We start from the raw sequence: 25,291 nt of genomic DNA on the forward strand, positions 1-25,291 counted from the left end.
ACTATTTATTCTGAAATCAGTCTCTGGTAAAATAAAATACGGTTCATAAAATTCATATAAAACATTAATTAGTAAGTAAAGTTTCTTTAATCCGATTCCTTTCTTTGCTCCACAAACCAATCATAAAGTGCCTCGGTATTATAAGCCTGTATCCATGAATTATGACCGACCCCAGGGTATTTTGTATACTGAATATCATAGCCCATTTGCTTAAGTTTCGCTACCATGTTATCCGATTCGGAAACAGGAATAGATTTATCGTCTTCACCGTGAAATACCCAAATAGGCATTTCTTTATTAATCCACGAGGCATAAGGCAATGGAGCCATACCACATACCACCGCCATAGCAGCGAAGCTTTGTGGATACTGCACGGCCATTTCCCAAGCAGCTCCTCCTCCCCTGCTTAATCCTGTAAGGTACACCCTACTGTTATCAACGTTATACGTGGTAACAATACTATCCAAAAGTTGTTTCACTGCACGGGTGTTCCACCATTTATTTTGATATGGATTTTGTGGCGCCAAAATTAGAAATGGGAATTTCTTCCCCTGAGTAATCAATTTTGGAGGACCATTCCGTTTTACGGCAACCAAACTATCACCAGATTCACCACCACCATGTAAAAAGAGTAATAAGGGATATTCTTCTTCACTATCTGGCTTGTAGTTATCTGGTAAGTACAGATAGTAATTTAGCTTTTCCTTTACCGTTGTTTCCATTTGGTCATCCAAAAGAAGTGCCTGGTTTTGGGCCGAACATCCGTTCACAAAAAGAACAACACAAAGCAAAAACGCTTTTGAGCTATTTGAACGTTTAGCTGTACGTATACGTTCCAAAACATAAAGAAAACACGTGTTTACCATACCGGAAATCTACAAAATTTTCAAGCTATTTATATGCTTGAGACATGAAAAACAAAAAAGACACTTAATAAGTGTCTTTTTATATTGTGTTTTTATTTATGGGAATTACCTATAGAGTGTAAAATGACCAACATAGCGCTGTTTACTCTTATCATTGGCATTTATCACATACCAATAATCACCTGTTGGCACCTCTTTTCCATCATACGTTCCATCCCAACCAATTACTTCTGTAAGATTGGCTACTACCCTTCCATAACGATCGTAAATTCTAACCTCTATATCGGGGAAGAACTCCCTATTTTTCACAGACCAAATATCGTTTTGATTGTCACCATCTGGTGTAAAAAAGTTTGGAATATCTAGCATACCGGTAAATTCGAAAGGGATAGCAACATCTACAATACAGCCATTGGCATCTATCACCCTGGCATTAACTATCATACTTTCATTAGTAGTAAATACATTTACATCTCCAAAAGAGTCCCCATTAAAGAAGTATTCATAACCTCCATACCCACCTTCTGCGGTTACTTCCATTTCATTTGGACCTGTTTTTACTGCTGTTAAGGTCAATGGATCGTAAGCATCTACAGTAAACTCAACAAATATGGTACATCCGTTTTGATGATATATATAAACCGTATGATCACCAGGAGTTAGATTTCCCCACACATTGTCCACTCCTGCCAAAGCAGTAATGGCATCAGTAGGATCAACAGGATCTAACGCAAACATAACGTCGTTCATTAGACTGCTATCCTCCAACCTAACGGTTACGGTGCTATTCGGAAAAATACCCTCACAACCATATTCGACTATGGGCTCTGCGGTAAGGTTCACACCTATACCGATTGTAAACAGTTCTGTGGTGGTACAGAAATTTCCATCTTGAACAGTAATAAGATAGGAAGCTCCTCCTTGCAAATTCTCCAATAGTTCTCCAGTATAGGCTTCAAACGTACCTGTACCCGATTCATCAATAGGATCGATCATTTCTACCTTATACTCAAAGTATGGGTTAGGACTTACCAAGGGGTCATTGAACGGTGTACCACCAGTAATTTCAAACATAGCTGTTCCATCATTTGCTCCTATACAAAGTTCAGGAGTTGTCTGTATATTAACCACCTGTAATTCGTTAGGTTCAGATACGGTTATAAAGTCTTTTTCAAAGCATCCGTTCTCATCCTGTATAAGAATTTCATACGTACCAGCAGCTAAATCTTCGAACGTATACTCGCCAGGAGTTGCTGCATCGCTGAAGAACTCGTTAAAATTTGGTGCGATGGCAAACTGGATTAGACCAACACCACCGGAAAGTACCTCAACAGTTATGGTACCATCTTGCTCTCCATTACAAGTAACCGGAGTAGGGTTGGCATCAAAAACAATAGGTTCTGGTCTTTCAATAACAAAAGGTCCTGCAATATCCATACAGCTTGCACCACTCGTTACAGCGATGTAATAATCTGTTCCTTGCGGAAGCGCCTCAAAAGTACCATCTGCTTGCGGACCTCTAACTCTAGTCGCTGTAGCAACCGGATTAAAAGCATCTACGGGATTTCCCGTATAGAGGTAGAATAAATCATCGCCCACACCTCCGTTTACAAAGGATTCTATTCTTCCGTCCAATTCAGATGCACATGAAATATCATCGGGAAGATTAGGTAAAATCGTAATACCTGTTGCATCGGTCATCGTTATTCCGTTGGAACGCACTGGAAGACAAGTACTGGAGGCTGTTGTTTTCCTAACATCAAATTGATAAGTGATACCCTGTACACCCGGTAGTAAAACCGAAGTTCCCGTCATACTTGTGTAGGATCCTATAGCAACACCGTTTTCAATTCTTAAATATTCGTATGTAAACAAGGGTTCTGGATTCTCAATGCTCAAACGCATTTCCCCGTCACCGCCACAACCTGGTACACGTGTTTGAACTAATAATGGCTGAATTGGTGGTGGTGGATCAACAAAGTATGGAGCGGTTATAAAAAGACAATCAAAACTAGAGGAAACCTCTATGGCATACCAGCCCGCACTTATGAAGCCTCCACTGGTTCCTATAAATGTAGGAGAATTTTGAAGTCCACTGGTAGATTGAATATCCGTATTGTCATTTCCTCCCAAATATAACAATCTGTAGTTATAGCCTGCACCTGCAAAGCCACCTGTTGCACCGGGAATTGCTGTAACAGCATCTCCAGATGAAGGGTCAAAAGCTTCCAGAACAGCATTGTTCCCATTAGGACAGTCCAACCCTATCGGCTGCCTGATACCTGCATCAATTTGCGGTACTTCGTCCAATTCTATATCAAAACTATTGGTACAACCTTCTTCATCCTGTATTTGTACTTGATAGAAACCAAAAGCAAGTCCCGTAAACGCATTACTAGCCGCAAACGGTGCTATTTCTGATGTATAGGTTAAACCGCCATCGCTACTTTGCATCAATCTATATTCGTACGGGAAGGCGTCCCACCCGCCTTGACCTGTAGCTTCTATTTCTCCACTCATATTAGTACAACCTACATTACCTACTGGTACGGCAGACACCATTAAAGGTCCATTTGGTGTTCTGATGTTCGCGACATTGCTATCGTTGGAACAGTAGGGTACATCCGTAGAAACCACCTCAACAATTAAATTACCACCGGGCAACCCAGTAATTCTTGCCTCATCTCCATTAACATCGGGAAAATTGGCAGTATCAAAAGTTCCCGTTGCTATCGGAGTAGCTCTCGCAACATCATCAGCCATGTATACCGTATAGTCATAAGTTCCTATATAATCAGTTACTTGGATAAAAAGTTCTCCGTCGTCGGCACCAAAACAGCTAACTGGCTTGGCTTCGCTAATTATGGCAATGGGCTGTACGGGTTCGTTAACGGTATGTGTTGGCATTGGATAAACACAACCCCCAATATTATCCGTAATCTCGAACAGGTAATCCCCTGATGCCGGTAAAAAGACATCGGCAAAAGTATTACCCGCACTATTTGAAACCGAAGCTACAGGAGTAGCGGATATCACAGAAACCGTAAAACTAGTAGTTCCCAAAACTTGTATTCGCACACGCTCGTCGTCCCTACAGTTCAGGGGATCAACATCTATGATAGAGGGCACAACGTCCGTAGGCGGATTAATAGCCGGAACATCAAATGTAGTTTGACATCCATTACCATCTATAGCATAAACCGTAATATTCTGCGTTGATCCATTATCTACAATTTCAAACGTAGGTGCTGTTTGGAAATTAGAAAATCCGGTAATACTATACTGATAACCAGAGCCAACAGTTCCGGGGTCTACAATACTAACTGTAACTATCGTTGAACTGAACCTATTTGCACCAACTTCACATGTAAAATCCGGTGCCGAGGCCGTAATAGAAAATGCGGAAGGATTATTAACGGTGTGTATGGCAGAAGTTACTTCACAACCACGAGCCGTTTGCACTTGAACTTGATAATCTCCGGCAGGCAAGTTCGCAAAGGAGCCGGTACCGTTTCGGTCTTGTTCCAAGGAAGTCGTTAAATTGTTAAGTATAAACACTATAGGATTATCCTCTGAAGTGAAAGGAACCAAGGCATTTGCTGGCCCAATAGCCACCTCTAGGGTACCATCATTTACATCCCTACAACTAATATCCGTTACGACCTCTGAGGTAATGACCGGCTGGGCGGCTTGGTTTAAGTTAATATCGGATACGGTGAATTCACAAAAACCGCTACCATCGTTCACAATTCTGTCGGTAACCACCACCTGATAATTGCCTGGTTCCAATCCTGTAAAAAGGGCATTATTTATTTGGGAGATTGGGCCAACAGCACCTGAATTGTAGTCGATACCTGTAAGTACAAAACTAAAATCCCCACTACCACCAAACGTTGTGATTGAAATTTCTCCATCCGCATTGTTACATGTTGAATCTGTAGTAAAATCACCAGAAGCAGAAAGAAAATTATACACTGTGGCCGTTCCTTGACTTGTACAACCATTAGCATCTATAACATCTACTATATAATCCCCAGGGCTACTTACCGTATACGTATATTCCCAAAAGCTTCCAACCAAAGAAGGAAGTTGTTCGTTACCCCCTAAGGTAAATCTTGGTGTATTAATCGTATCGGGCATACGAACGGTAATATCAAAAGCCGTGGATGTAGGATCGCACTGATTTACAACGGTAATGGTTGGTGCAACCAAATCTGGGTCTAATTGTATTACTGTAGCAATATCAAATGATGTACACCCACTGGCATCCCTAACGTAAATATCGTAATCACCTGCAGCGGCCACATACGTTGTTTGATCCGAATAATCCAATGGATATACCGGTTCGGGAGCTCCATTCGTTACAAAAGCATATTCATAAGGCCCTCCAGAACCGCCACGTCCCTGTACCGTAATTTGCCCTAGGGCATTACAATTGGCCGGAACATCTGAGATGACATCTATTGCCGGTAAATTTTGATCAATGACAACACCAACGGCATCCCTACAAGTATCCGTTAAATTGACTACGATTATTTGATAATCACCGGGCAATTCTGGATAACTACCTGTATAGGGTAAAGCCACGGTGGTAACGGACGGAACTAAAACCGTAGTTGTATTCGTATCATTATTTAACAATTCTATCCGCAGCTCATTGCCTATCGTATAACCTGTAACCTCATACGTTATCTCCCCGTTCCTGTTCACATCGCAGGCTCCTGGGGTAGAACTGGCAGTAATATCTAAAGTAGAAGGTGCTTCGATCGGAGGGATTTCTTGTTCATAGATACACCCGGTGCCGGTATCCCTCACTTGAACCGTATAGGCAATACCGAATTGAATGCCGTCAGACACGTTACTGAAAGTGTGGTCATTAACACCAGGAGTGTTATTTAAAGGATAGAAGGAAGGCTGTTGAAGCAGTTTAATCTCGTAAGAACCTGAGCCACCGCTAACACTTACGGCATAGGTAAAGCCACTATCATCACAGGTTGGCGGAAGTGGCGGTGGTATTGGAGTGATAACTACTTCGTTGGAAGTAATGGTCACCATATCAATATCGGTACAACCATTGGCATCAAGTGTAATAACCGTATAGTCACCCGGAATTAAATCTACATCCAAAACTGTCAACGGAAATAATGAAGCATCTACGTTCTCCTGCCTAACGATTTCAGTTCCGGTATTATCCTCAATTCTAAAGTCAAAATTAGCAAGACCATTGGTGACACCGTTAATTACAATTCCCCCACTTAAAGTACCACTACCATCACATAAAGCTGGTTGCTCGGACACATTAGCGTCTGGCGGTAGTGTAGTATCTAGCGATATCGTTACATTATCCGCTACAGTCTCACAACCCCTGGCATCTCTAACCAAATAAGGGTAGGTACCTACTGGCAGGTTAGAATATACGGTTTGTGCACTCCAACCCGTTCCGTTAAAATTAATTTCATAAGGTGGTACACCACTGGTCGCGTCAGGAGTAATAGTTACAACACCATTCGTAGTTTCTCCGCAACTTACCGGTCTTGTAGCAACGGAAGCAGCAGCTATATTAACAGGAGGGTTTAAAACTAACGGAGCAGAAATTGCTTCACAGCCAGAACTTGTAACATTATTATCGGTAATACGAAAAACGTAAGTTCCATCAACAGCGGTATCATAGAAAAACACACCCGAAGTGTAAGGCGTTGGCGCTCCAAAAGTAGTTCCATTGTCAGAACTCACCTCATAACTTCCTGTACCAGAAGCATATCCGCCACTTACTTCTACACGGATTTGTCCTAAAGCCGCCCCGCAAGGAATTTCGGTTACAATACTTGTGTTGACCCTGAGTTGCTGTTCAATGGTTATGGAAACAGCGTCACTACAATTATTACCGTCTACTACTTCTACGGTATAGTTACCAGGAGTAAGGTTTGTAAAGGTTCCCGATGTTTGCAATGTACCACCGTTTATTCTATACTGATGGGTTCCCAATGCCGCAGTACCAGCATTTGAGGTCACAACAGCAGTGGCACCAGTACCGGGTACATAACAGAAATCAGAAGCCGCATTATCCAAACTGAGTACTGGGGCATCTACTGGAATTAAATCAAAACTAAACGTATCAGTACACCCCTCCGCATCCTCAACGGAAAGCGTATAGGTACCAGCAACGGTAAGATTATTAAAAGTTCGGCCCGATTTAGGACCTTGAACAGGACCAGAAGGCGGGGTAAGGGTATAGCGATACGCTCCCCATCCCCCGGAAGTATTAGCCCTAACCCTACCTACGTTTCCGTTTGCGCAGCTCATAAGCGTAACATCACTGGTACTAATATCCAATACAGCTGCTTCCTGAATATCAAAAGAAGCAGAATCCGTACATCCTGTGTCTACATCCGTTATGGTTATAGTATATGTTCCAACGCCAGATAATGGCAAGGTTACTTCTGTATCATTCTGTGGACCTATCACTGCCCCACCGTTTATCTGGTAGGTATAATTTGTTGCAAAGCCATCTATAAGGAAAGTACCAGTGCCATCAGTTGCACCATTACAGACCCTCAAGTCTCCTCCAGATTTTACCCTAGCACGGACAGAACTAACTACCGCCGGACTAAATCCTTCTGTGTAGATACAACCGTTAACATCCGTTATTTGAAAAATATAGGAGGTATTGGTACTAAGACCGGTGATAACGGTATTCGTATTGTCACCATCCCCATCAAAACCAGGTGTAGGGCTAAGCACTTCATATCGGGCAATTGAAGCGTTTGAAGTTGCTGTTAAGGTTACATCTGATGTACCCGCGGCACAATTAATATTACTTTGGACAAATGAGATATCAGTAGGTGGGTCAACATCTAAAATAGTGATGGGCGTTAGCTCTAATCTACAACCGCCTCCATCTCTGATAATAGGTGTATATGTTCCGGCAGCCAAACCGGTGTAGGATGTAACTCCCGTAAAATTTACCCCATCTACACTAAACACATAACCACTTCCCGAACCACCGCTAAAGGGGCCTACAAAGTCTATTTGGCCGCCAATGGTTCCGCCACTACCATTACAGGTAGCATCGGCTACTTTAGCTGCAACACCTGAAATAACTCCAACATTAGTTACTGCAACGGTTGGTAAGGGCAACACACATTCAAAACCACCTTGTTGATATCGCACTTCAATATTTGGGTAACTTCCAGAAGGAACGGAAATTTGTGGTGTAGTGACCCAAGGGTCGCCGGAATTAACGCGATACGACAAATTATATCCTCGTGCATCGTTTACCGTAAAATCGATTTGGGCTCCACCATTACTACAAGTACCGTCCAAACCACTAACAGTAATATCAGGTGGCAGTAATTCTTCTACATTAGATGATGCCGTTATGGTACAGCCATTGCTATCGGTAATTACAAAATCATAAGTACCTGCCGCAGTGACATTAAATGTTGTAGTTCCTGTATTACTAATTACATCTCCGAAAGAAGGCTGAACAGCTCCTCCATTAACGGTAAATGTGTAAGGTGCGGAACCTCCATTGGTATTCAAAATGATATCTACATCGCTAATAGTGGCACATCCAAAACTACTATTTACCTCGGTAGAAGCATCCAAAGCATTTAAGCCGGCTCCTATTAGTATTGCATTCCCAGAGGTATCAAAAGCTTGCCTAGGAGGATTAATGCCATTTAAGGGATCACCGGTACATTGTTGGGTTTCAACTTGAACGATATACGTTCCAAAACCTACTGCAGAGAATGTATACGGATTATCGGGAATGAAAGCGGTAAACTCTTGGGCTACGCCACTAGAATTAAGCAAGGTATATTTATAGGGTCCGGGTACATTATTTGCGGTAACCGTTATACTACCTGTATCTCCGCTACACTGAGCATCTATAAATGTGGCTTCAATATCAAGATCTAATTGATTTATTACAATGGGTGTATATGGATACTCACAGGTATTAGCAGTGTTTCGCAGTCTTGCGCGTATGTTATAGGTTCCAGCGCCTAGATTAGGAAAAATAGGGCCTTGCCAAGAACTACCGCCATCAATACTAAATTCATATGCACTAGACAGATTTGTAATTTGTATCCTGCCCGGCACACCACAAATATTGTCTTGTTTTACAAATGTTTGCGTAATGGTACTCTTTTTTACCTTATAGTAAAAAGTTTGGCCATCTGCAACTACTCTAAACTCCGACCCGGTAGTAGCCGGTATGGTACTGGCATCCAAATTAAAAGTAGCTCCTGTAGCTACTTGAGTATAGCAAGAGCCTGTATTAGGGCAATCTTCATTAATATCCGGTGTACACGAACCTCCAAGTATCTGCCAAGACACACTACTATATGGGCCTCCTGAAAGACTTATAGTACGATCATCAAAGTCGCCGCAAAGGTTAAACCTTGCTACGGTAAACCCTTGGACACTACAACCAACTTCCTCGTCAGCTCCTTGTATAATCGTGGAGAACATGGGTGACAAAAATGCATCTGCACCATTGCCTTTATGCACTACCCTATTTTTAATATATAAGGAGGATGTACTTTCCAATTCAGCAATTCCGCTTACCACATCGGCACTACCAACAGCATTTACCAACACAACAACCGCTTCTTCAAAAATTACAAGGGCTTTGGAATTGGCTATGGCAGAGGAACCGATCGCAGATAATACTATCAGCAACAGGGCATACAGTGTATACCGCGGTTTTTTTGAGGACATAGGTTAATTGCGTTTTGCAAGAATTTTACAGATTTGGGATCTTTAAGATTCTTTGGTGTAATTGTTTATACTTATAAATTCTGTTTATCTTTAAAAAATATTTCTAGTACCTTATAACATATCTCTAACGTTGGCTTATGAAAAATAGTATGCTTTCCCTCTGTATATTCGTTGTAACGCTTAATTTATCGTGCGCACAAAATCCTGAAAACAAAGCGATTACTGCAGAAAATATTCCTTTTACCGCAGAGTTGTTCGTCGATGAGCTTCAGATTCCATGGGGCTTTACATTCCTCCCGGACGGTAGTGTTTTAATTACAGAAAAATCTGGCGAATTAATTCATTTTTCTAATGGAAAAAAATCGATAATAGGTAATACACCCGAAGTTTATCAACGTGGTCAAGGCGGACTTCTAGATGTGGTATTGCATCCAAATTATGTTGAAAACGGATGGATTTATCTTACCTACAGTTCAGAAAAAGGGGACGAAAAAGGGGGGAATACTACCCTCATGCGAGCAAAGTTAAAAGACGGTGCTTTAGTAAAAAATCAAATGTTGTATAAGGCAGGTCCCAATACGACCAAAGGTCAACATTTTGGATCGAGAATTACATTTGATAATGAGGGTTATATCTACTTCTCGGTTGGAGACCGAGGGGCACGGGACGAAAATCCACAGGATATTACCCGTGACGGCGGCAAAATTTACCGTCTAATGGATGATGGAAGCATTCCAAAAGACAATCCTTTTGTGGGGAAAGATGGAGCAAAAACAGCAATTTATAGCTACGGGCACAGAAATCCACAAGGATTAATAACCCACCCTGAAACTGGTGAAATCTGGGACCATGAACACGGACCTAGAGGAGGAGATGAAATCAACATTATTAAGAAAGGTGCCAATTTTGGATGGCCATTAATTACCTATGGTATCAACTATAGTGGTACAGAGATTACAGATAAAACCCAAATGGATGGAATGGAGCAACCTATACACTATTGGGTTCCTTCTATAGCTCCTAGCGGTATGGCTTTTGTAACCTCAGATAATTATGCTAATTGGAAAGGAAGCGTTTTGGTTGGCTCCCTTGCCTTTCAATATTTAGAACGTTTGGAAATGGATGGGAATAAAGTTGTTTCTCGCGAAAAACTAATGGAAGGAGAAGGCCGTGTGAGAGACGTAAGAGAAGGGCCAGACGGACTCATTTACGTGGCCATAGAAGGTAAGGGAATTTATAAGCTAGTTCCTAAAACGAACTAATAAATGAAAATTTCAATAAGCATCTATTTTCTTGCACTTTTTCTTATCAATCTATTTCTATTTCAAGACACAGAATTGAAGCAAAGTATGGAGCGCGGAAATGAAATCTATACCGACTTTTGCGTAACCTGTCATTTACAAAAAGGAGAAGGGGTACCATATACTTTCCCTCCTTTGGCCAAATCCGATTACCTCATGGCAAACCGGGAAAATAGCATTAAAGCAATTAAATATGGCCTACAGGGTGAAATTACCGTAAACGGAGTTACCTACAACAGTGCCATGGCAGGTTTAGGACTAGAGGATGAGGAAGTTGCCGATGTCATGAACTACATCTCCAACTCATGGGGAAATACATCCAAAAGCATTGTTACGGTAGAAGAAGTAGCAAGTATCAAAAAGTAAATAAACTTTAAAAAAAGCAGGCGGTTTTTTGACATATTAGCATGCGCTCTTACACCCTAGTTATCACTCGCTTCCAACGCATTCTTCACGGAGCCATGAAGTTTAAGTAATTCTTCCGCTTCGCTATAGGTAACTCCTAATCCTTCTGCGATGTAACGGGTACCGCGATCTACCAACTTATCATTGGTGAGCTGCATGTTTACCATTTTATTTCCCTTCACCCGTCCTATTTTTATCATTAAAGCCGTTGAAATCATATTCAACACTAATTTTTGGGAGGTACCACTTTTCATTCGGGTACTACCAGTCAAAAACTCCGGACCTACATTTACTGCGATAGGAAAATCACAAACTTTGGTCAATGGCGAACCAGGATTATTGGTAATACAACCCGTTCCTATATTATGCTCCCTAGCTGTTTTTAAGCCCCCAATAACATAAGGTGTGGTGCCCGAAGCTGCAATACCAACCACAAAATCGCGGCTACTAATATCGTGTTTTTCTAAATCAACCCACGCTTGTTCGGTGTCGTCCTCTGCATTTTCAACCGCTTTGCGAATAGCGGTATCCCCACCAGCAATTAGCCCAATTACACGTTCATGCGGTATGCCAAAAGTAGGCGGAATCTCAGAGGCATCCAAGATGCCCAATCTACCACTGGTGCCTGCTCCAATATAAAATAACCGCCCTCCCTTTTCAAAGAGCTCAAACAACGCATCAACAAGCTGTGCGACCTCTGGAATGACTTCTTCTACAGCCTTGGCCACTTTCTTATCCTCCTCGTTCATAGCCTTAAGAATAGTTTTCGTATTCATTTGCTCTAAGTCGTTGTAATGTGACGGAGTCTCGGTAATTTTTTTGTATTCCATAGGTTCACTATAATATTTTTATATCGTGATTCATAAAAGGACGTAATAATTGATTTTCGGGATCTAGTTCAGTAATCATGGTATTTATAGCATTGATGTCGCAGGTTTTATACCGATGTTGTGAGTTAAGCTTTTCCGAGATAGATAATAATACGGTTTTTTTAGATGCCTTTATCACTGCTTTTTTTATCTGAACGATATCCCAATCAAACTCTGTAAGCCCGTACATCGCATCTACATAACCGGTACCTATAAAACTAAAGTCTACCCTAATTTCGGCTAAATTATGAATCGTATTGGCTCCGATGGCAATTTGAGATTCCTTTGCAATTTGACCACCCACCATAATTACGGTAACATTAGGTTTATTGGATAATTCCATGGCCACTGGTAGACTGATAGTAAAACAGGTAAGTTCTAAATTTTCGGGAATAAGCTGTGCCAGTTCTAAACAGGTTGTACCTCCGTCAATAAAAACTACGGCACCGTCCTTAAGCATAGCCGCCGCCTTTTGTGCAATTACCCTTTTCTGTGCTAAAGCATAGATATTCTGGTTCTTGGCACTATTCGTCGTAAAACCTAAAGAAATAGCGCCACCATGCACCTTTCTAAGCTTCTTTTCAGCATCCAGTTCTTTAACATCCCTGCGTATGGTATCTATGGAGACGTCTAACGTTTCCGCAATATCGGTCAGTAGAATCCGGTTATGAAGCTCTACCTCGCTTAAAATGGTTTGTTGTCTTTCCTCTTTTAACATAATACATTACTAGATATCAGCCAAAGATAATCAAAATATAATTTTGCCGTTTTATTCTATAATATAAAACAGAATCAACTTAAAATATTATTTTATTGCAAAAAACAGCAAAATAAAGAGCAAAAAACAGCAAATAATAAAATTCTTGCTTATATTTGCCCGATTCAAAATTACATTCGAAACTTATCTTTTATGAAAACCACTACTGCCAAGTCCAATGTTGACATCTCCTACAAACCTGTAGGTCAGTTTGAAGAAACGCGCTATGAAAAAATTCATAATGTCATTTTTACAGATTCTAATCAAGCTTCTGTTAAGGTCGCCGAAGAAATTGCAGAATTAATTCGCAAGAAAGAATCTCAAAAGAAAACTTGTGTTTTAGGTTTGGCTACAGGTTCCTCCCCTATTCGTGTCTATGAGGAATTGGTCAGACAGCACAAGGAAGAAGGACTCAGTTTTAAAAATGTGGTCACCTTTAATCTGGACGAGTATTTACCCATGGAAAAAAGTAATATCCAGAGTTACCATTATTTCATGCACGAACACCTGTTCAACCACATAGATATACCATCGGAAAACATACATATTCCAGACGGTACGGTATCTCCTGAGGATACAGTAGCCTATTGTTTGGCCTATGACAAAAAAATAATGAAATATGGCGGACTTGATTTTCAGCTCTTAGGAATTGGACGAACGGGACATGTGGGCTTTAACGAACCTGGCTCGCACTACAATTCTGGCACCCGTGTAATTACATTAGATCATATTACACGTGTTGATGCTGCACCAGCCTTTTTAGGAATCGACAATGTGCCTAGAAAAGCAATTACCATGGGAATAGCGACATTACGCAAATCCAAACGTATTGTTTTACTCGGCTGGGGACAGAACAAAGCTGACATTCTCAGACAAACCATAGAAGGGGACATCACCTCTCATGTACCTGCTACCTACCTACAAAATCATGATAATTGTACTTTTGTATTGGATACGGGAGCAGGCAGTGAGCTTACAAGAAATAAAACTCCATGGCTAGTTGGGGCCTGTAAATGGACAGAAGAATTAAAGGCAAAAGCAATCATTTGGCTTTGTGAAAACACCGGTAAAACCATTTTAAGCTTAACCGATAAGGATTATAATGATAACGGTATGGCAGAACTTCTATTGGAAGAAGACTCCTACGACCTTAACATTGCCATGTTCAACAAATTACAACATAGTATTACGGGTTGGCCCGGAGGAAAACCAAATGCCGACGATACCTATAGACCTGAGCGGGCGACCCCAGCCAAGAAACGAGTGATTATTTTCAGTCCACATCCGGATGATGATGTTATATCCATGGGTGGCACTTTTGATAGGCTGGTAGAACAAGGACATGAAGTTCATATAGTATATCAAACTTCCGGAAATATTGCCGTATCTGATACGGATGCCAGAAAATATGCGGAAATAGCAATCCAAATAGAACCATCGGATAAGGCAGAGCAAATCATTGCCTCCATTTCCCAAAAAAGTGAAAGTGAAGTTGATTCTCTGTTGGTACGAAATCTTAAAGGCAGTATCAGAAGAGGAGAATCGTACGCAGCAACTCGTTACGTTGGTCTGGACGATAGCCATGTACACTTTTTAGACCTTCCGTTTTACGAAACAGGCACCATTAAAAAGAATAATCTTTCTGACGATGACATCGAAATAATGAAAAACATCATTACAAAAGTTAAGCCACATCAGATTTATGCAGCTGGTGATCTCGCAGATCCTCATGGTACACACAAGGTGTGTCTAGATGCCGTTTTTGCCGCTTTAGACGAGCTTAAGTCAGAACCGTTTTTAAAGGACTGTTGGCTTTGGCTGTATCGTGGCGCATGGCACGAGTGGGATATACATGAAATTGAAATGTGCGTACCCATGAGTCCCGCACAAGTATTAAAAAAGAGGAATGCGATATTCTGTCATCAATCCCAAAAAGATGGTGTCATGTTTCAAGGAGATGATGCTCGCGAATTCTGGATGCGCGCAGAAGAGCGGAATAGGGACACTGCCAATAAGTACAAAGCACTTGGAATGTCTGCTTATGCAGCAATGGAAGCTTTTGTAAGATACAAGTTCAATTAAACTAATTAAATACTATAAAAAGGTCTATTTTAGTACAGAATAGACCTTTTTTATATTACGCATGCGACACTTCCTGCTCCTTTTGTCATTTTTATTCCTATTTAATTCCTGCGGAATACTGCAACCTATAATTCCGCAGCCCAAAAGAGAGTTTAGAGGGGTGTGGGTCGCTACTGTTGTCAATATCGACTGGCCAAAAAACGGGACAGATACCCCAGAAAAACAGCAAAAGGATTTTTTGGATATTTTAGATTTTTATGATGATCTCAACTATAATGCAATTATAGTTCAGGTGCGTGCGGCAGGAGATGCTTTCTACAAATCCGATTTTGCTCCATGGTCGCGATTCTTAACGGGAGAAGAAGGCAAGCCCGCAGATTGGGGCGAAGACAACTTAGCATGGATGATACGACAAACGCATGAAAGGGGAATGGAGTTCCACGCATGGTTAAACCCTTATAGGGCTACGTTTGATATGAATATTGACATCCTTAGCAATACCCATGATTATTGTACAAATCCTGAGTGGATGTTACCCTATGGTAAAAAGTACTATTACGATCCGGGGCTTCCAGAGGTTCGGAACCACTTTTCCGATGTAATAGCAGAACTAGTTCAAGGGTATGATATAGATGCCGTCCATTTTGACGATTATTTCTATCCTTACAAAATCAAAGATTTGGAATTTCAAGATTCTATATCCTATGAAACCTACGCACAACCAAATCAATCTTTAGATGACTGGCGCAGAAGCAATATAGACTCTCTTGTACGAGATGTAAACAACACAATTAAATCAATAAAACCATGGGTGCAATTTGGTATCAGTCCGTTTGGGGTTTGGAAAAACAGTTCTACCGACCCTCGTGGTTCGGATACCCAAGCGGGACAGACCACCTATGAAGATTTATATGCGGACCCACTGCTTTGGATGCAAAACGATTGGATAGACTACTTAGCCCCTCAAGTCTACTGGAGCATGGAATTACCCGTAGCCTCACATAGAAAAATTGTGGATTGGTGGTCTAAGAACAGTTACAACACTAATCTTTATATAGGTAACGGCGCGTATAAGGTAAGGAACAATAGTGATGCGGCATGGGAAGGCAAAAAAGAACTACCTAACCAAATGACTCTGGCACGCAAAACTCCTGAAATTTCCGGAAATATTCTTTTTAGCGCAAAATCCTTGATGAACAATAATCCAGATGTGGTAGACTACTTAAAAAAGAAATACTATCGTTTACCTGCGCTAACGCCTACGGCTATTAACAATACCAAAACTGATAACGGCAATTTAAAATTAATTTCAAGCTCCAAAAATGGGAAAATCCTAGAGCTTTTATTTAATGGTATAGACGAGATGTCCTATGCCCTTATTTACACCGCAGGTAGGAAAGTAAAAATGGGGTACCCAATGAAGAAATTGGAAGAAAAAGTAAATATCAAAGGTAGCTCCGGACAACTCACTATTAGCGAAAACATAGCTTCTAATCGTTATCTTGCCATCACATTTTTAGATAGGTATGGCATTGAAAGTACTCCAATACTAATCCAGCCAAACAAAATCAACTAAACATGATAAAAAAAAACAAATGGGCCTGGGCTTGGGTACCCACACTCTATTTTGCTCAAGGTTTACCTTATGCACTGGTAGTTACCGTATCGGTAATCATGTATAAGCGATTAGGGTTTAGCAATTCTGACTTAGGCCTGTATACCAGCTTATTATACTTGCCTTGGGTAATAAAACCGTTATGGAGTCCATTTGTTGATTTAAAGAGTACTAAGCGTAATTGGTTTTTGGGCATGCAGTTACTCGCATCCGTAGCCCTGTTGGCAATTGGGTTAAGCTTGCCAACGAACATTTTTTTTGTAACCAGTCTTGCTTGCTTCTGGATGGTAGCTTTTGCCTCTGCCACCAATGACATTGCTACCGATGGTTACTACATGATAGGTCTTACAGAAGACAAACAGTCCTTTTTTGTGGGAATGCGCAGTGTATTTTACAAACTCGCTAACGTCACCGGCCAAGGGTTATTGGTGGTGCTCGCAGGATTTCTAGAAAATAAGTACGGCGACAATACCAAAGCTTGGTCATATACCATGATTTGCGCAGGTACAATTATGCTGTTGATGACGCTAACCAACTTTTTCGTAACACCAAAATTCGAAAGTTCCGAAGCGATTTTTCTTGAAAAGCCAAAAGGCTTTTTAGAAGTTTTTGTCTCCTTCTTTAAAAAACCGGGAATGGTTATGGCCATCACCTTCATCCTCTTTTTTAGATTGGGTGAATCGCAATTGGTAAAAATGGCGTCACCCTTCTTGCTAGACCCCACATCTGTTGGTGGGCTTGGATATAGCACATCCGAAGTTGGTACTATATACGGTACGATTGGTGTCGTATTTTTGACTATTGGAGGTATTTTAGGTGGCATATTAATCTCTAAGGACGGATTAAAAAAATGGATGTTACCCATGCTTATTTCACTAAATGCCCCGAACGCTCTGTACGCCTTGTTAGCCATTACGGGAAGTACCGAGGCATGGGCAGTAATCGGTACCGTCGTTGTAGAACAATTTGGATATGGTTTTGGCATAGCAGGATTTATGGTATACCTAATTTACATTGCAGAAGGAAATTCTAAAACGTCTCACTATGCATTGGCTACCGGGTTTATGGCTTTAGGCATGATGTTACCTGGCTTGATTAGTGGTTTTATGCAAGAATGGCTAGGTTACGACGGTTTCTTTATCTGGGTTGTTTTAGCAGCATTACCAGCATTTATTTTACTGAGATACATTGAATACCCTGCAGATTTTGGAAAGGGAAAAGAGAAAGACGAATAGTATGAAAGATTTCGCTTCCATTAAGGAAACACTCACGATACGGGAAAAAATTGGGCAGCTTTTTATGCCGGCTGCCTTTATAAACGATACCGAGGTTGAAATACGAAGATTGGAAAAACTGATAGCGACCCACAACATAGGTAGCCTTTGCTTTTTCCACTCCCGGGCCAGTGCGGCCACCAATTATGAGGGCAAGAAAAAAGTCGTTTATAACGAAAATAGCTTTGATACATTGAAAAATCTAATTGAACGGTATCAAGCGGTTGCGAAGTTTCCATTACTAATTGCCATAGATGCAGAATGGGGCCTAGCCATGCGTATTGAAAACACACCGCAATATCCTTACGCCATTACCTTAGGTGCAATTCAAAATGCTGATGAATTATTATTTGAAGTAGGTGTAAATATTGCAAAAGACTGCAAAGCCGCTGGTATACATTGGAATTTGGCTCCTGTTGTGGATATTAACAATAATCCCGACAATCCTGTAATCGGTTATCGTTCTTTTGGCGAGAACCGGGAACTCGTTTACAAAAAAGCAAAAGCGTTTATAAAAGGAATGGAAAGCGAGGGTATACTTACCAGCATAAAACATTTTCCTGGTCATGGAGATACGGATACAGATTCACATCTAGGGCTTCCTATTATCGGAAAATCAAAAGAAGAGCTATTAGAAAACGAGTTGTTTCCGTTTCAGCTACTCATAAACGAAGGGGTCGATTCCGTAATGGCAGGGCATCTGTCCGTACCCAATCTAACTAGAAATGACAACCGGCCTTCTAGTATTAATAAGGAAATTATCACCGACCTGCTTAGAAACGAGATGGGTTATACCGGTGTGGTAATTTCGGACGCCCTGAATATGCATGCGGTTTCTAAACATTATCCTGAAAAAGGAATGTTAGAATGGTTGGCTTTCGATGCCGGAAACGATGTACTTTGTTTCGCAGAACATACAGCCGAAGGTATTGAATCAATTTTTAAAAATACAAGGGTAGAACAAATAGATGAGAGTTTTGAACGCATTTGGAAATTAAAGGAAAAAGCGTTTAAGCAAGTACAGGTGAGCTCAGAATTAGGTTTCCAAAATTGCTCGCTCCTCAATCGTAAATTGGCAGAAAAAAGCCTGACATTACTCCATGGTACTGCGGCTAAGATTGCAGCATTCAGAAAAACCGATTACTGTACGTTAACGATAAAGCGGTTTTCAGAAGCAACAGAACCAAAAGACATACGTAACGCATTAGAAACTACGAAAAAAGAAGTACATGAAGAGACGAATATTTTGTTGCTCCTCACACCGCCAACAGTAAAACCTACGAACAATTTTGGGTTTCTAGATGAAGAACTTAACTATATTAATCAGTTAATCACTACTAAAAATGTCATACTCTATCATTTTGGAAACCCTTTGGCCTTGAGAGAAATAAAAACACAAGAGACCTTAGCTACCGTTATTGCCTACCAAGATTTTAAGGAATTCCAAGATGTGGCTACGGCACATTTTTTAGGGCAAATGGAAGCTGTGGGCAAAACACCTGTATCATTATAAATCCGCTAAACAAAAAGGTATGAAAATTTATAAAATTTTAGGATTGATGTCCGGCACCTCCTTAGACGGTTTAGATTTGGCATATTGCCATTTTAGCGAAGAAAATGAAGTCTGGACTTTTGATATTCAACATACTAAAAGCATTGCCTATCCTAGCTCTCAACAAAATGAGCTAAAAGATGCAATACGGTTGGGCGTAGAAGACCTGTTTCAATTGCATAATAATTACGGTACCTGGTTAGGAGAACAAGCACATGATTTTATCGAAGAACATCAACTCTCGGTAGACTATATTGCTAGTCACGGCCATACGACACATCACAGGCCGGAACTTGGTTTTACAATTCAAATTGGTTCTGGACAACATCTAGCAAACGCAAGCCAGCAAAAGGTAATCAGTGATTTTAGAACAAATGACATAGCCCTTGGTGGACAAGGTGCTCCCCTAGTCCCTATTGGGGATCATTTATTGTTTAATGAATATGATTTTTGCTTGAATTTAGGCGGAATAAGCAATATATCCTTTGAAGTTAAGGGGAAACGAATTGCCTACGATATCGGGTTGGCAAATATGATTCTCAATTATATTACACGAAAAATTGATTTGGAATTTGATAAAGGCGGTGCATTGGCGCGATCAGGAAGTAGCCATCCAGAAATGCTTCAAAAACTAAATGCATTACAATACTACCTCCTACCCCATCCAAAATCTATTGGATATGAGTGGTTTTTGGAAGAGGTAGTTCCCATAGTAGAAGGTACGGATGCAAAGACAGAAGATTTACTTCACACAGCTGTTCATCATATTTGTAAAAAAATAGCGCAACAGATACAGCAGAATAGCATAAAAGCGGGTCAAAAAGTTTTGGTTACCGGTGGCGGTGCCCTAAATACATTTCTAATTGAAACGCTAATGAAAAAACTAGGCTCGGAAACCCAGGTGGTTGTGCCCGGCAAAGAGCTTATTAATTTTAAAGAAGCAATGGTTTTCGCCTTCATGGGAGCACTTAGAGCAGAAAAACTCACAAATATTTTAAGTTCGGTAACCGGGGCAGGGCGAGATTCTTCTAGCGGCACCCTTTATCTTCCTAGTTAGGCTCTAAAAGGTTACACTACGAACTTGTACGGGATGTGTTCGGAATAAAAGGAAAATGATAACGGATAATAATCCACATGTACCCAAACCTACAAACAATGGCAATACCGTATCCTGGACAAAACTACCTACATAAAGGGAAATGGGTATGGATAGTATGGTTGAAATAAACCCTGTGATGGCCGCACCAATGCCCGCAATATGGCCAATAGGCTGCATGGCTATAGAACGCATATTCCCCCAAATGAAACCTAAACAAAAAAATAAGGACGCCAAGAAAACTAGCAAAATAGGCAAACCAGGATTTGGACTTCCAAAAAACAAAACCGCATATGACAGGGCTACCGCGGTAAAAAGCACCAACGCATACAGCGCTAGTTTTCGCATACCAAAGCGTATCACCAACGTACCGTTCAAGAACGTAGAGCATCCTATGGATATGGCCAATCCTGCAAAAATATAGGGAAAGGAATCCTTTAAATTATACTGATCTTCAAAAACATGTTGGGCAGAACTCAGGTATACCAGAAAAGAACCGGTAATAAACCCCGAGATCATAGTACAGGCTACCGTTTCCTTAAATTTAAAAATCTCCCTTGTTCCCTGTATGAATATTGATAGGGAGAAGGGAACTTTATACTGAGGTTTTAAGGTTTCTACCTGTCGTTTCCAAAACCATAATCCCACGACCAACGCAAAAAAGAGCTGCATATAAAATATAGCCTCCCAGCCCATGGTTTCTAAAATAAGCTTGCCTATGGCTGGCGCTACAACTGGAACCAAAATAAAAAAGGCGGTAACAAAAGACATAATCTTAGCCATATAGTCTCCTGTATAAGTATCCCGTATGATAGAAATACTAACAGTTCTTGGGGCAGAAAGTCCAATACCCTGCAGGATTCTTCCAATAACCATCCACTCCAGGGAGGGCGCCAGAACACATAGTACACTGGCCAATGCAAAAAGGACAAAACCTATATAGACCACAGGTTTTCTACCATAACTATCGGAAAGAGGCCCAAAAAAAAGCTGTCCGAAACCTAGCCCCAAAAAAATCATAACGATTAAAAGCTGATTGTCCGTTGGGTCCAAACTGTTAATACTTACTCCTATTTCCGCTATGGCAGGCAGCAATGCATCTATTGCCAGGGCAACAATAGACATAAGCGATGCCATTAGGGCGATAAATTCAAAATTTGGTTTTACCTGCTGGTCTTGCATAGCGTAAAAGTACTTCTATTTCCACCTCTATTAATCTTCTTGCAGCTTGATTTTTAACTTTCCGTGTAAATTGGCATTCAAATATGTATTTTTGAATCAAATTTTTCGAAGTATGCTTATTATTGGAATCGCAGGTGGTACCGGGTGCGGAAAAACTACCGTAGTGAATCAAATCATCAACGAACTCCCGAATCAAGAAGTAGGGGTTATTTCACAGGATTCCTACTACAACGACCTTTCCCACTTGACCTTGGAAGAACGTAGAAAAACGAATTTTGACCATCCTAACTCTATAGATTTCAAATTATTAGAACGTCATTTAACCGCCTTAAAATCGGGAGAATCAATAGAACAACCGGTTTATTCTTTTTTGGAATGTAACCGAACCGAGAAAACAGTACCTACACATCCTACCAAAGTGATGATTGTTGAAGGAATTTTGATTATGGCGAATCCTGACATACGTAAAATGTTCGATATTAAAATATTTGTTCATGCAGATAGTGATGAGCGACTGATTAGAAGAGTAAAACGGGATGTAAACGAACGTGGCTGGAATTTAGACGAGACCTTGGAAAAATATCAAACCGTTATAAAACCCATGCACGACCAGTTTATAGAACCTACCAAGGAATACGCCGATATTATTATCCCGAACAACAAATACAATACGGTTGCCGTTGACATCGTAAGAAGCATTATCAACGAAAGGTTAGCAGAAAACTAATGAGACTCAAAACACTGAGACAACAGAAATGGTTTAAAATCATGACGAATATGTACGTTATGGTTTTGACGGTATTCTTAATCTGGATGATATTTTTTGACACCAATTCTCTTCTTATTCACAACGAACTAAGAAAAGAAATAGAAAAGCTTGAAAAAACTCAGGATTTTTTAAAGAAAGAGATTGCAAAGGACAAAGAGATAATTAATAAACTATCCAATAAGGACGAGTTGGAAAAGTTTGCCAGAGAGGAATATTATCTTAAAAAAAAGAATGAGGAAATTTATCTCATCGAATATGAGGACAGTTTAAAAACCGACACTCATAAATAGGCTATTTAACGATAGTTACCTTATAGCCATAAAACGCGAAGAACTTAAAAACTGGGTAACATAGATACCTAAAAAACGATTAAGCGCCGGTTGACCGATAATGTATTGGTTATTCACCTAGTGTTAACAAAATCCTTTCATTAGCGCCATAAATAATTGTATTTTTGCGGCTTAATGTATGATGTTTATGGGTAAGATTATTGCTATTGCTAATCAAAAAGGAGGGGTAGGAAAAACAACGACCTCTGTAAACTTGGCGGCAGCGCTAGGCGTACTAGAACAAAAGGTTCTCTTGATTGATGCAGATCCCCAAGCAAATGCTACCTCTGGCTTAGGAATTAATGTAGAAGAGGTCGAAATTGGAAGCTACCAGCTTTTGGAGCATACTAAAACGGCCAAAGAAGCAATTATAGCTACATCATCTCCCAATGTAGATTTAATTCCGGCACATATAGATCTTGTAGCCATAGAGATTGAGTTGGTTGATAAGAACGAGCGGGAGTATATGATGAAAAAGGCTATTACAGACCTTAAAAAAGATTATGATTTTATTTTAATAGATTGTGCACCGTCCTTGGGCCTAATTACCTTGAACGCCTTAACAGCAGCGGATTCTGTAATTATTCCAATACAATGTGAGTATTTTGCCTTAGAAGGTCTGGGCAAATTATTGAATACGATTAAAAGTGTTCAACGCATACACAATGAAAATCTGGACATTGAAGGTATGCTGTTAACGATGTACGATTCTAGGTTACGACTATCCAACCAAGTCGTTGAGGAGGTTAAAAAACATTTTGGCGACATGGTCTTTGAAACGATTATCCAACGAAACGTAAGACTTAGCGAGGCCCCTAGTTATGGCGAGAGTATTATTAAGTATGATGCTTCAAGCAAAGGAGCAACGAACTACTTAAACTTAGCAAGCGAGGTAGTGAAGAAAAACAAGCAGACAGTTTAAAATGGCAAAAGCGGTAAAAAAACAAGCATTGGGAAGAGGTCTTTCTGCATTACTGAATGACCCTGAAAACGATATTAAATCTGCATCCGATAAAAATGCGGACAAGGTTGTTGGGAATATTATTGAGCTTGATTTAAAATTTATAGAAGTCAACCCATTTCAACCAAGATCCAATTTCAACGATGAATCTTTACAGGAATTGGCCACCTCTATTCGCGAGCTGGGCGTCATACAGCCCATTACAGTGCGTAAACTGGGATTCAACAACTATCAACTTGTTTCTGGCGAAAGACGTTTTAGGGCTTCAAAGCTACTTCAACTAAAAACCATACCTGCCTATATACGAATAGCGAACGATCAGGAGTCGCTAGAAATGGCTCTGGTAGAAAATATACAACGACAAGATCTTGACCCTATTGAGATTGCACTTTCCTATCAGCGGCTTATAGACGAGATCAACCTTACCCAAGAGAAATTGAGTGACCGTGTCGGAAAAAAGAGATCTACCATTGCCAACTATATGAGGTTGTTAAAACTAGATCCCATTATTCAAACAGGAATGCGTGATGGATTTTTGAGTATGGGACATGGTAGGGCATTGGTGAATATTGAAAACAGGGATGATCAGATTGCCTTATACGAAAAAATTGTTGGCCAAAGTCTTTCCGTGCGGGCAACTGAAAATGCGGTAAAAGCGTTTAAAGAAGCAACAACGGAAAAACCTGCTAATCAAAAGACCAAGGAAACGCCCAAATTTATAAACGATGGGGCACAGGAATTGTTAGAGCGACTTTCCGTTAAAGTAGCCATTAGCACTACAGGAAAATCAAAGGGTAAAATCACCATTCCATTTCATTCTGAAGAAGAATTCAAGCGAATTAAAAAGCTGATTACCGGTGCATAAACTCCATCCGTTTTTTTTTATCTGCATGTTTTCCATCTGCTTATGTAAAGCACAGGAAACGCAAGAACCTGCTAATCAAGAGGTAGACAGTTTATCAAAAAACCTACAGAAAGAGAATATTGTCATTCTAGATTCCCTAATAGCTGGCAAGGAAGCCATAAATCCACTTGCTCCAAGCAAAGCAGCCTTCTACTCGGCAGTATTACCAGGTTTAGGACAGATTTACAATAAAAAGTATTGGAAAGCGCCCATTGTTTGGGGTGCGCTAGGCGGAAGTATTTATGCCTATTCTTGGAACAATGACAACTATCAAAGATTCCGAACTGCTTTCAAAAGAAGGCAGGCTGGTTTTACAGATGATGAATTTTATGACCTAAATGATGATAACGCACCAGGTTCCGCGCCAGATTTGGACATAGGAGATCTAGAAAGTCAACAAGAACGATTTCAAGAAAGCAGAGACTTGATGTTAGTTCTTACAATTGCCGTATACGCATTAAACATAATAGATGCGAATGTAACGGCACACCTAAAACAATTTAACGTAGATGACAATCTAAGCTTTGATTTTGAACCTTATTTGGACTTAAATCCAATCACGAATAATCCTAACTATGGTATGGCCTTAACCATTAAATTTTAAA

General features: G+C 40.4%; 17 protein-coding genes. 12 read left to right on the top strand and 5 right to left on the bottom strand.

The window, feature by feature from the left end; all coding sequences use genetic code 11:
- Nucleotides 1-86: 86 nt before the first annotated feature.
- Entirely contained in the window at nucleotides 87-866 is a 780-nt protein-coding gene (locus MS6x_RS02440) for a carboxylesterase family protein (RefSeq protein ID WP_482605189.1), read from the bottom strand.
- Nucleotides 867-971: 105 nt separating this feature from the next.
- A complete protein-coding gene (locus MS6x_RS02445; RefSeq protein ID WP_482605190.1) occupies nucleotides 972-9,590 on the bottom strand; it encodes a T9SS type B sorting domain-containing protein in 8,619 nt (2,872 codons plus the stop codon).
- Between the two features lie 137 nt (nucleotides 9,591-9,727).
- Between MS6x_RS02445 and MS6x_RS02450 the strand changes: the two genes are divergently transcribed.
- On the top strand, nucleotides 9,728-10,852 hold the full coding sequence (locus tag MS6x_RS02450) for a PQQ-dependent sugar dehydrogenase (RefSeq protein ID WP_482605191.1): 1,125 nt from the start codon (nucleotides 9,728-9,730) through the stop codon (nucleotides 10,850-10,852).
- A gap of 3 nt (nucleotides 10,853-10,855) precedes the next feature.
- Nucleotides 10,856-11,257, top strand: a complete 402-nt coding sequence (locus tag MS6x_RS02455) for a c-type cytochrome (protein WP_482605192.1) — start codon at nucleotides 10,856-10,858, stop codon at nucleotides 11,255-11,257.
- A gap of 56 nt (nucleotides 11,258-11,313) precedes the next feature.
- Here MS6x_RS02455 and murQ read toward each other — a convergent pair whose 3' ends face one another.
- Entirely contained in the window at nucleotides 11,314-12,126 is an 813-nt protein-coding gene (murQ, locus tag MS6x_RS02460) for an N-acetylmuramic acid 6-phosphate etherase (RefSeq protein ID WP_482605193.1), read from the bottom strand.
- A gap of 7 nt (nucleotides 12,127-12,133) precedes the next feature.
- Nucleotides 12,134-12,883 carry a DeoR/GlpR family DNA-binding transcription regulator gene (locus tag MS6x_RS02465; protein ID WP_482605194.1) on the bottom strand — a complete coding sequence of 250 codons (750 nt, stop codon included), beginning with the start codon at nucleotides 12,881-12,883 and terminating at the stop codon, nucleotides 12,134-12,136.
- A gap of 192 nt (nucleotides 12,884-13,075) precedes the next feature.
- On the opposite strand from MS6x_RS02465, the gene nagB reads away from it, so the two are divergent.
- The 5 genes from nagB to MS6x_RS02490 all read left to right on the top strand — a co-directional run bounded on the left by nagB (nucleotide 13,076) and on the right by MS6x_RS02490 (nucleotide 20,502).
- Complete coding sequence (nagB, locus tag MS6x_RS02470; protein ID WP_482605195.1) at nucleotides 13,076-15,004, top strand: glucosamine-6-phosphate deaminase; 1,929 nt, start codon at nucleotides 13,076-13,078, stop codon at nucleotides 15,002-15,004.
- 61 nt (nucleotides 15,005-15,065) lie between these two features.
- Nucleotides 15,066-16,580 (top strand): glycoside hydrolase family 10-like protein, encoded by a 1,515-nt coding sequence (locus tag MS6x_RS02475; RefSeq protein ID WP_482605196.1) that lies wholly within the window; start codon nucleotides 15,066-15,068, stop codon nucleotides 16,578-16,580.
- A 2-nt stretch (nucleotides 16,581-16,582) separates the two neighbouring features.
- Nucleotides 16,583-17,854: an MFS transporter gene (locus MS6x_RS02480; protein WP_482605197.1), complete on the top strand. Its 1,272-nt coding sequence runs from the start codon at nucleotides 16,583-16,585 to the stop codon at nucleotides 17,852-17,854.
- A 1-nt stretch (nucleotide 17,855) separates the two neighbouring features.
- Complete coding sequence (locus MS6x_RS02485) at nucleotides 17,856-19,406, top strand: glycoside hydrolase family 3 protein (RefSeq protein ID WP_482605198.1); 1,551 nt, start codon at nucleotides 17,856-17,858, stop codon at nucleotides 19,404-19,406.
- A 19-nt stretch (nucleotides 19,407-19,425) separates the two neighbouring features.
- Nucleotides 19,426-20,502: an anhydro-N-acetylmuramic acid kinase gene (locus tag MS6x_RS02490; protein ID WP_482605199.1), complete on the top strand. Its 1,077-nt coding sequence runs from the start codon at nucleotides 19,426-19,428 to the stop codon at nucleotides 20,500-20,502.
- A 3-nt stretch (nucleotides 20,503-20,505) separates the two neighbouring features.
- On the opposite strand, the gene MS6x_RS02495 is transcribed toward MS6x_RS02490, so the two are convergent.
- The gene (locus tag MS6x_RS02495) at nucleotides 20,506-21,723 is read right to left on the bottom strand and encodes a multidrug effflux MFS transporter (protein WP_482605200.1); all 1,218 of its coding nucleotides are present in this window, start codon (nucleotides 21,721-21,723) and stop codon (nucleotides 20,506-20,508) included.
- 112 nt (nucleotides 21,724-21,835) lie between these two features.
- Here MS6x_RS02495 and udk point away from each other — a divergent pair, with 112 nt between their 5' ends.
- From udk to MS6x_RS02520, 5 genes are all read left to right on the top strand, one after another.
- Complete coding sequence (gene udk / locus MS6x_RS02500) at nucleotides 21,836-22,450, top strand: uridine kinase (RefSeq protein ID WP_482607130.1); 615 nt, start codon at nucleotides 21,836-21,838, stop codon at nucleotides 22,448-22,450.
- Nucleotides 22,450-22,782: an FtsB family cell division protein gene (locus MS6x_RS02505; protein WP_482605201.1), complete on the top strand. Its 333-nt coding sequence runs from the start codon at nucleotides 22,450-22,452 to the stop codon at nucleotides 22,780-22,782. Before udk ends, MS6x_RS02505 begins: the two co-directional genes overlap by 1 nt.
- A 187-nt stretch (nucleotides 22,783-22,969) precedes the next feature.
- Nucleotides 22,970-23,743, top strand: coding sequence for a ParA family protein (locus MS6x_RS02510; protein WP_482605202.1), 774 nt, complete (start codon nucleotides 22,970-22,972; stop codon nucleotides 23,741-23,743).
- 1 nt (nucleotide 23,744) lies between these two features.
- A complete protein-coding gene (locus tag MS6x_RS02515; protein ID WP_482605203.1) occupies nucleotides 23,745-24,647 on the top strand; it encodes a ParB/RepB/Spo0J family partition protein in 903 nt (300 codons plus the stop codon).
- A 25-nt stretch (nucleotides 24,648-24,672) separates the two neighbouring features.
- Entirely contained in the window at nucleotides 24,673-25,290 is a 618-nt protein-coding gene (locus MS6x_RS02520) for a DUF5683 domain-containing protein (RefSeq protein ID WP_482605204.1), read from the top strand.
- Nucleotide 25,291 lies beyond the last annotated feature (1 nt).

It is taken from the genome of Maribacter sp. MS6 (assembly GCF_056839185.1).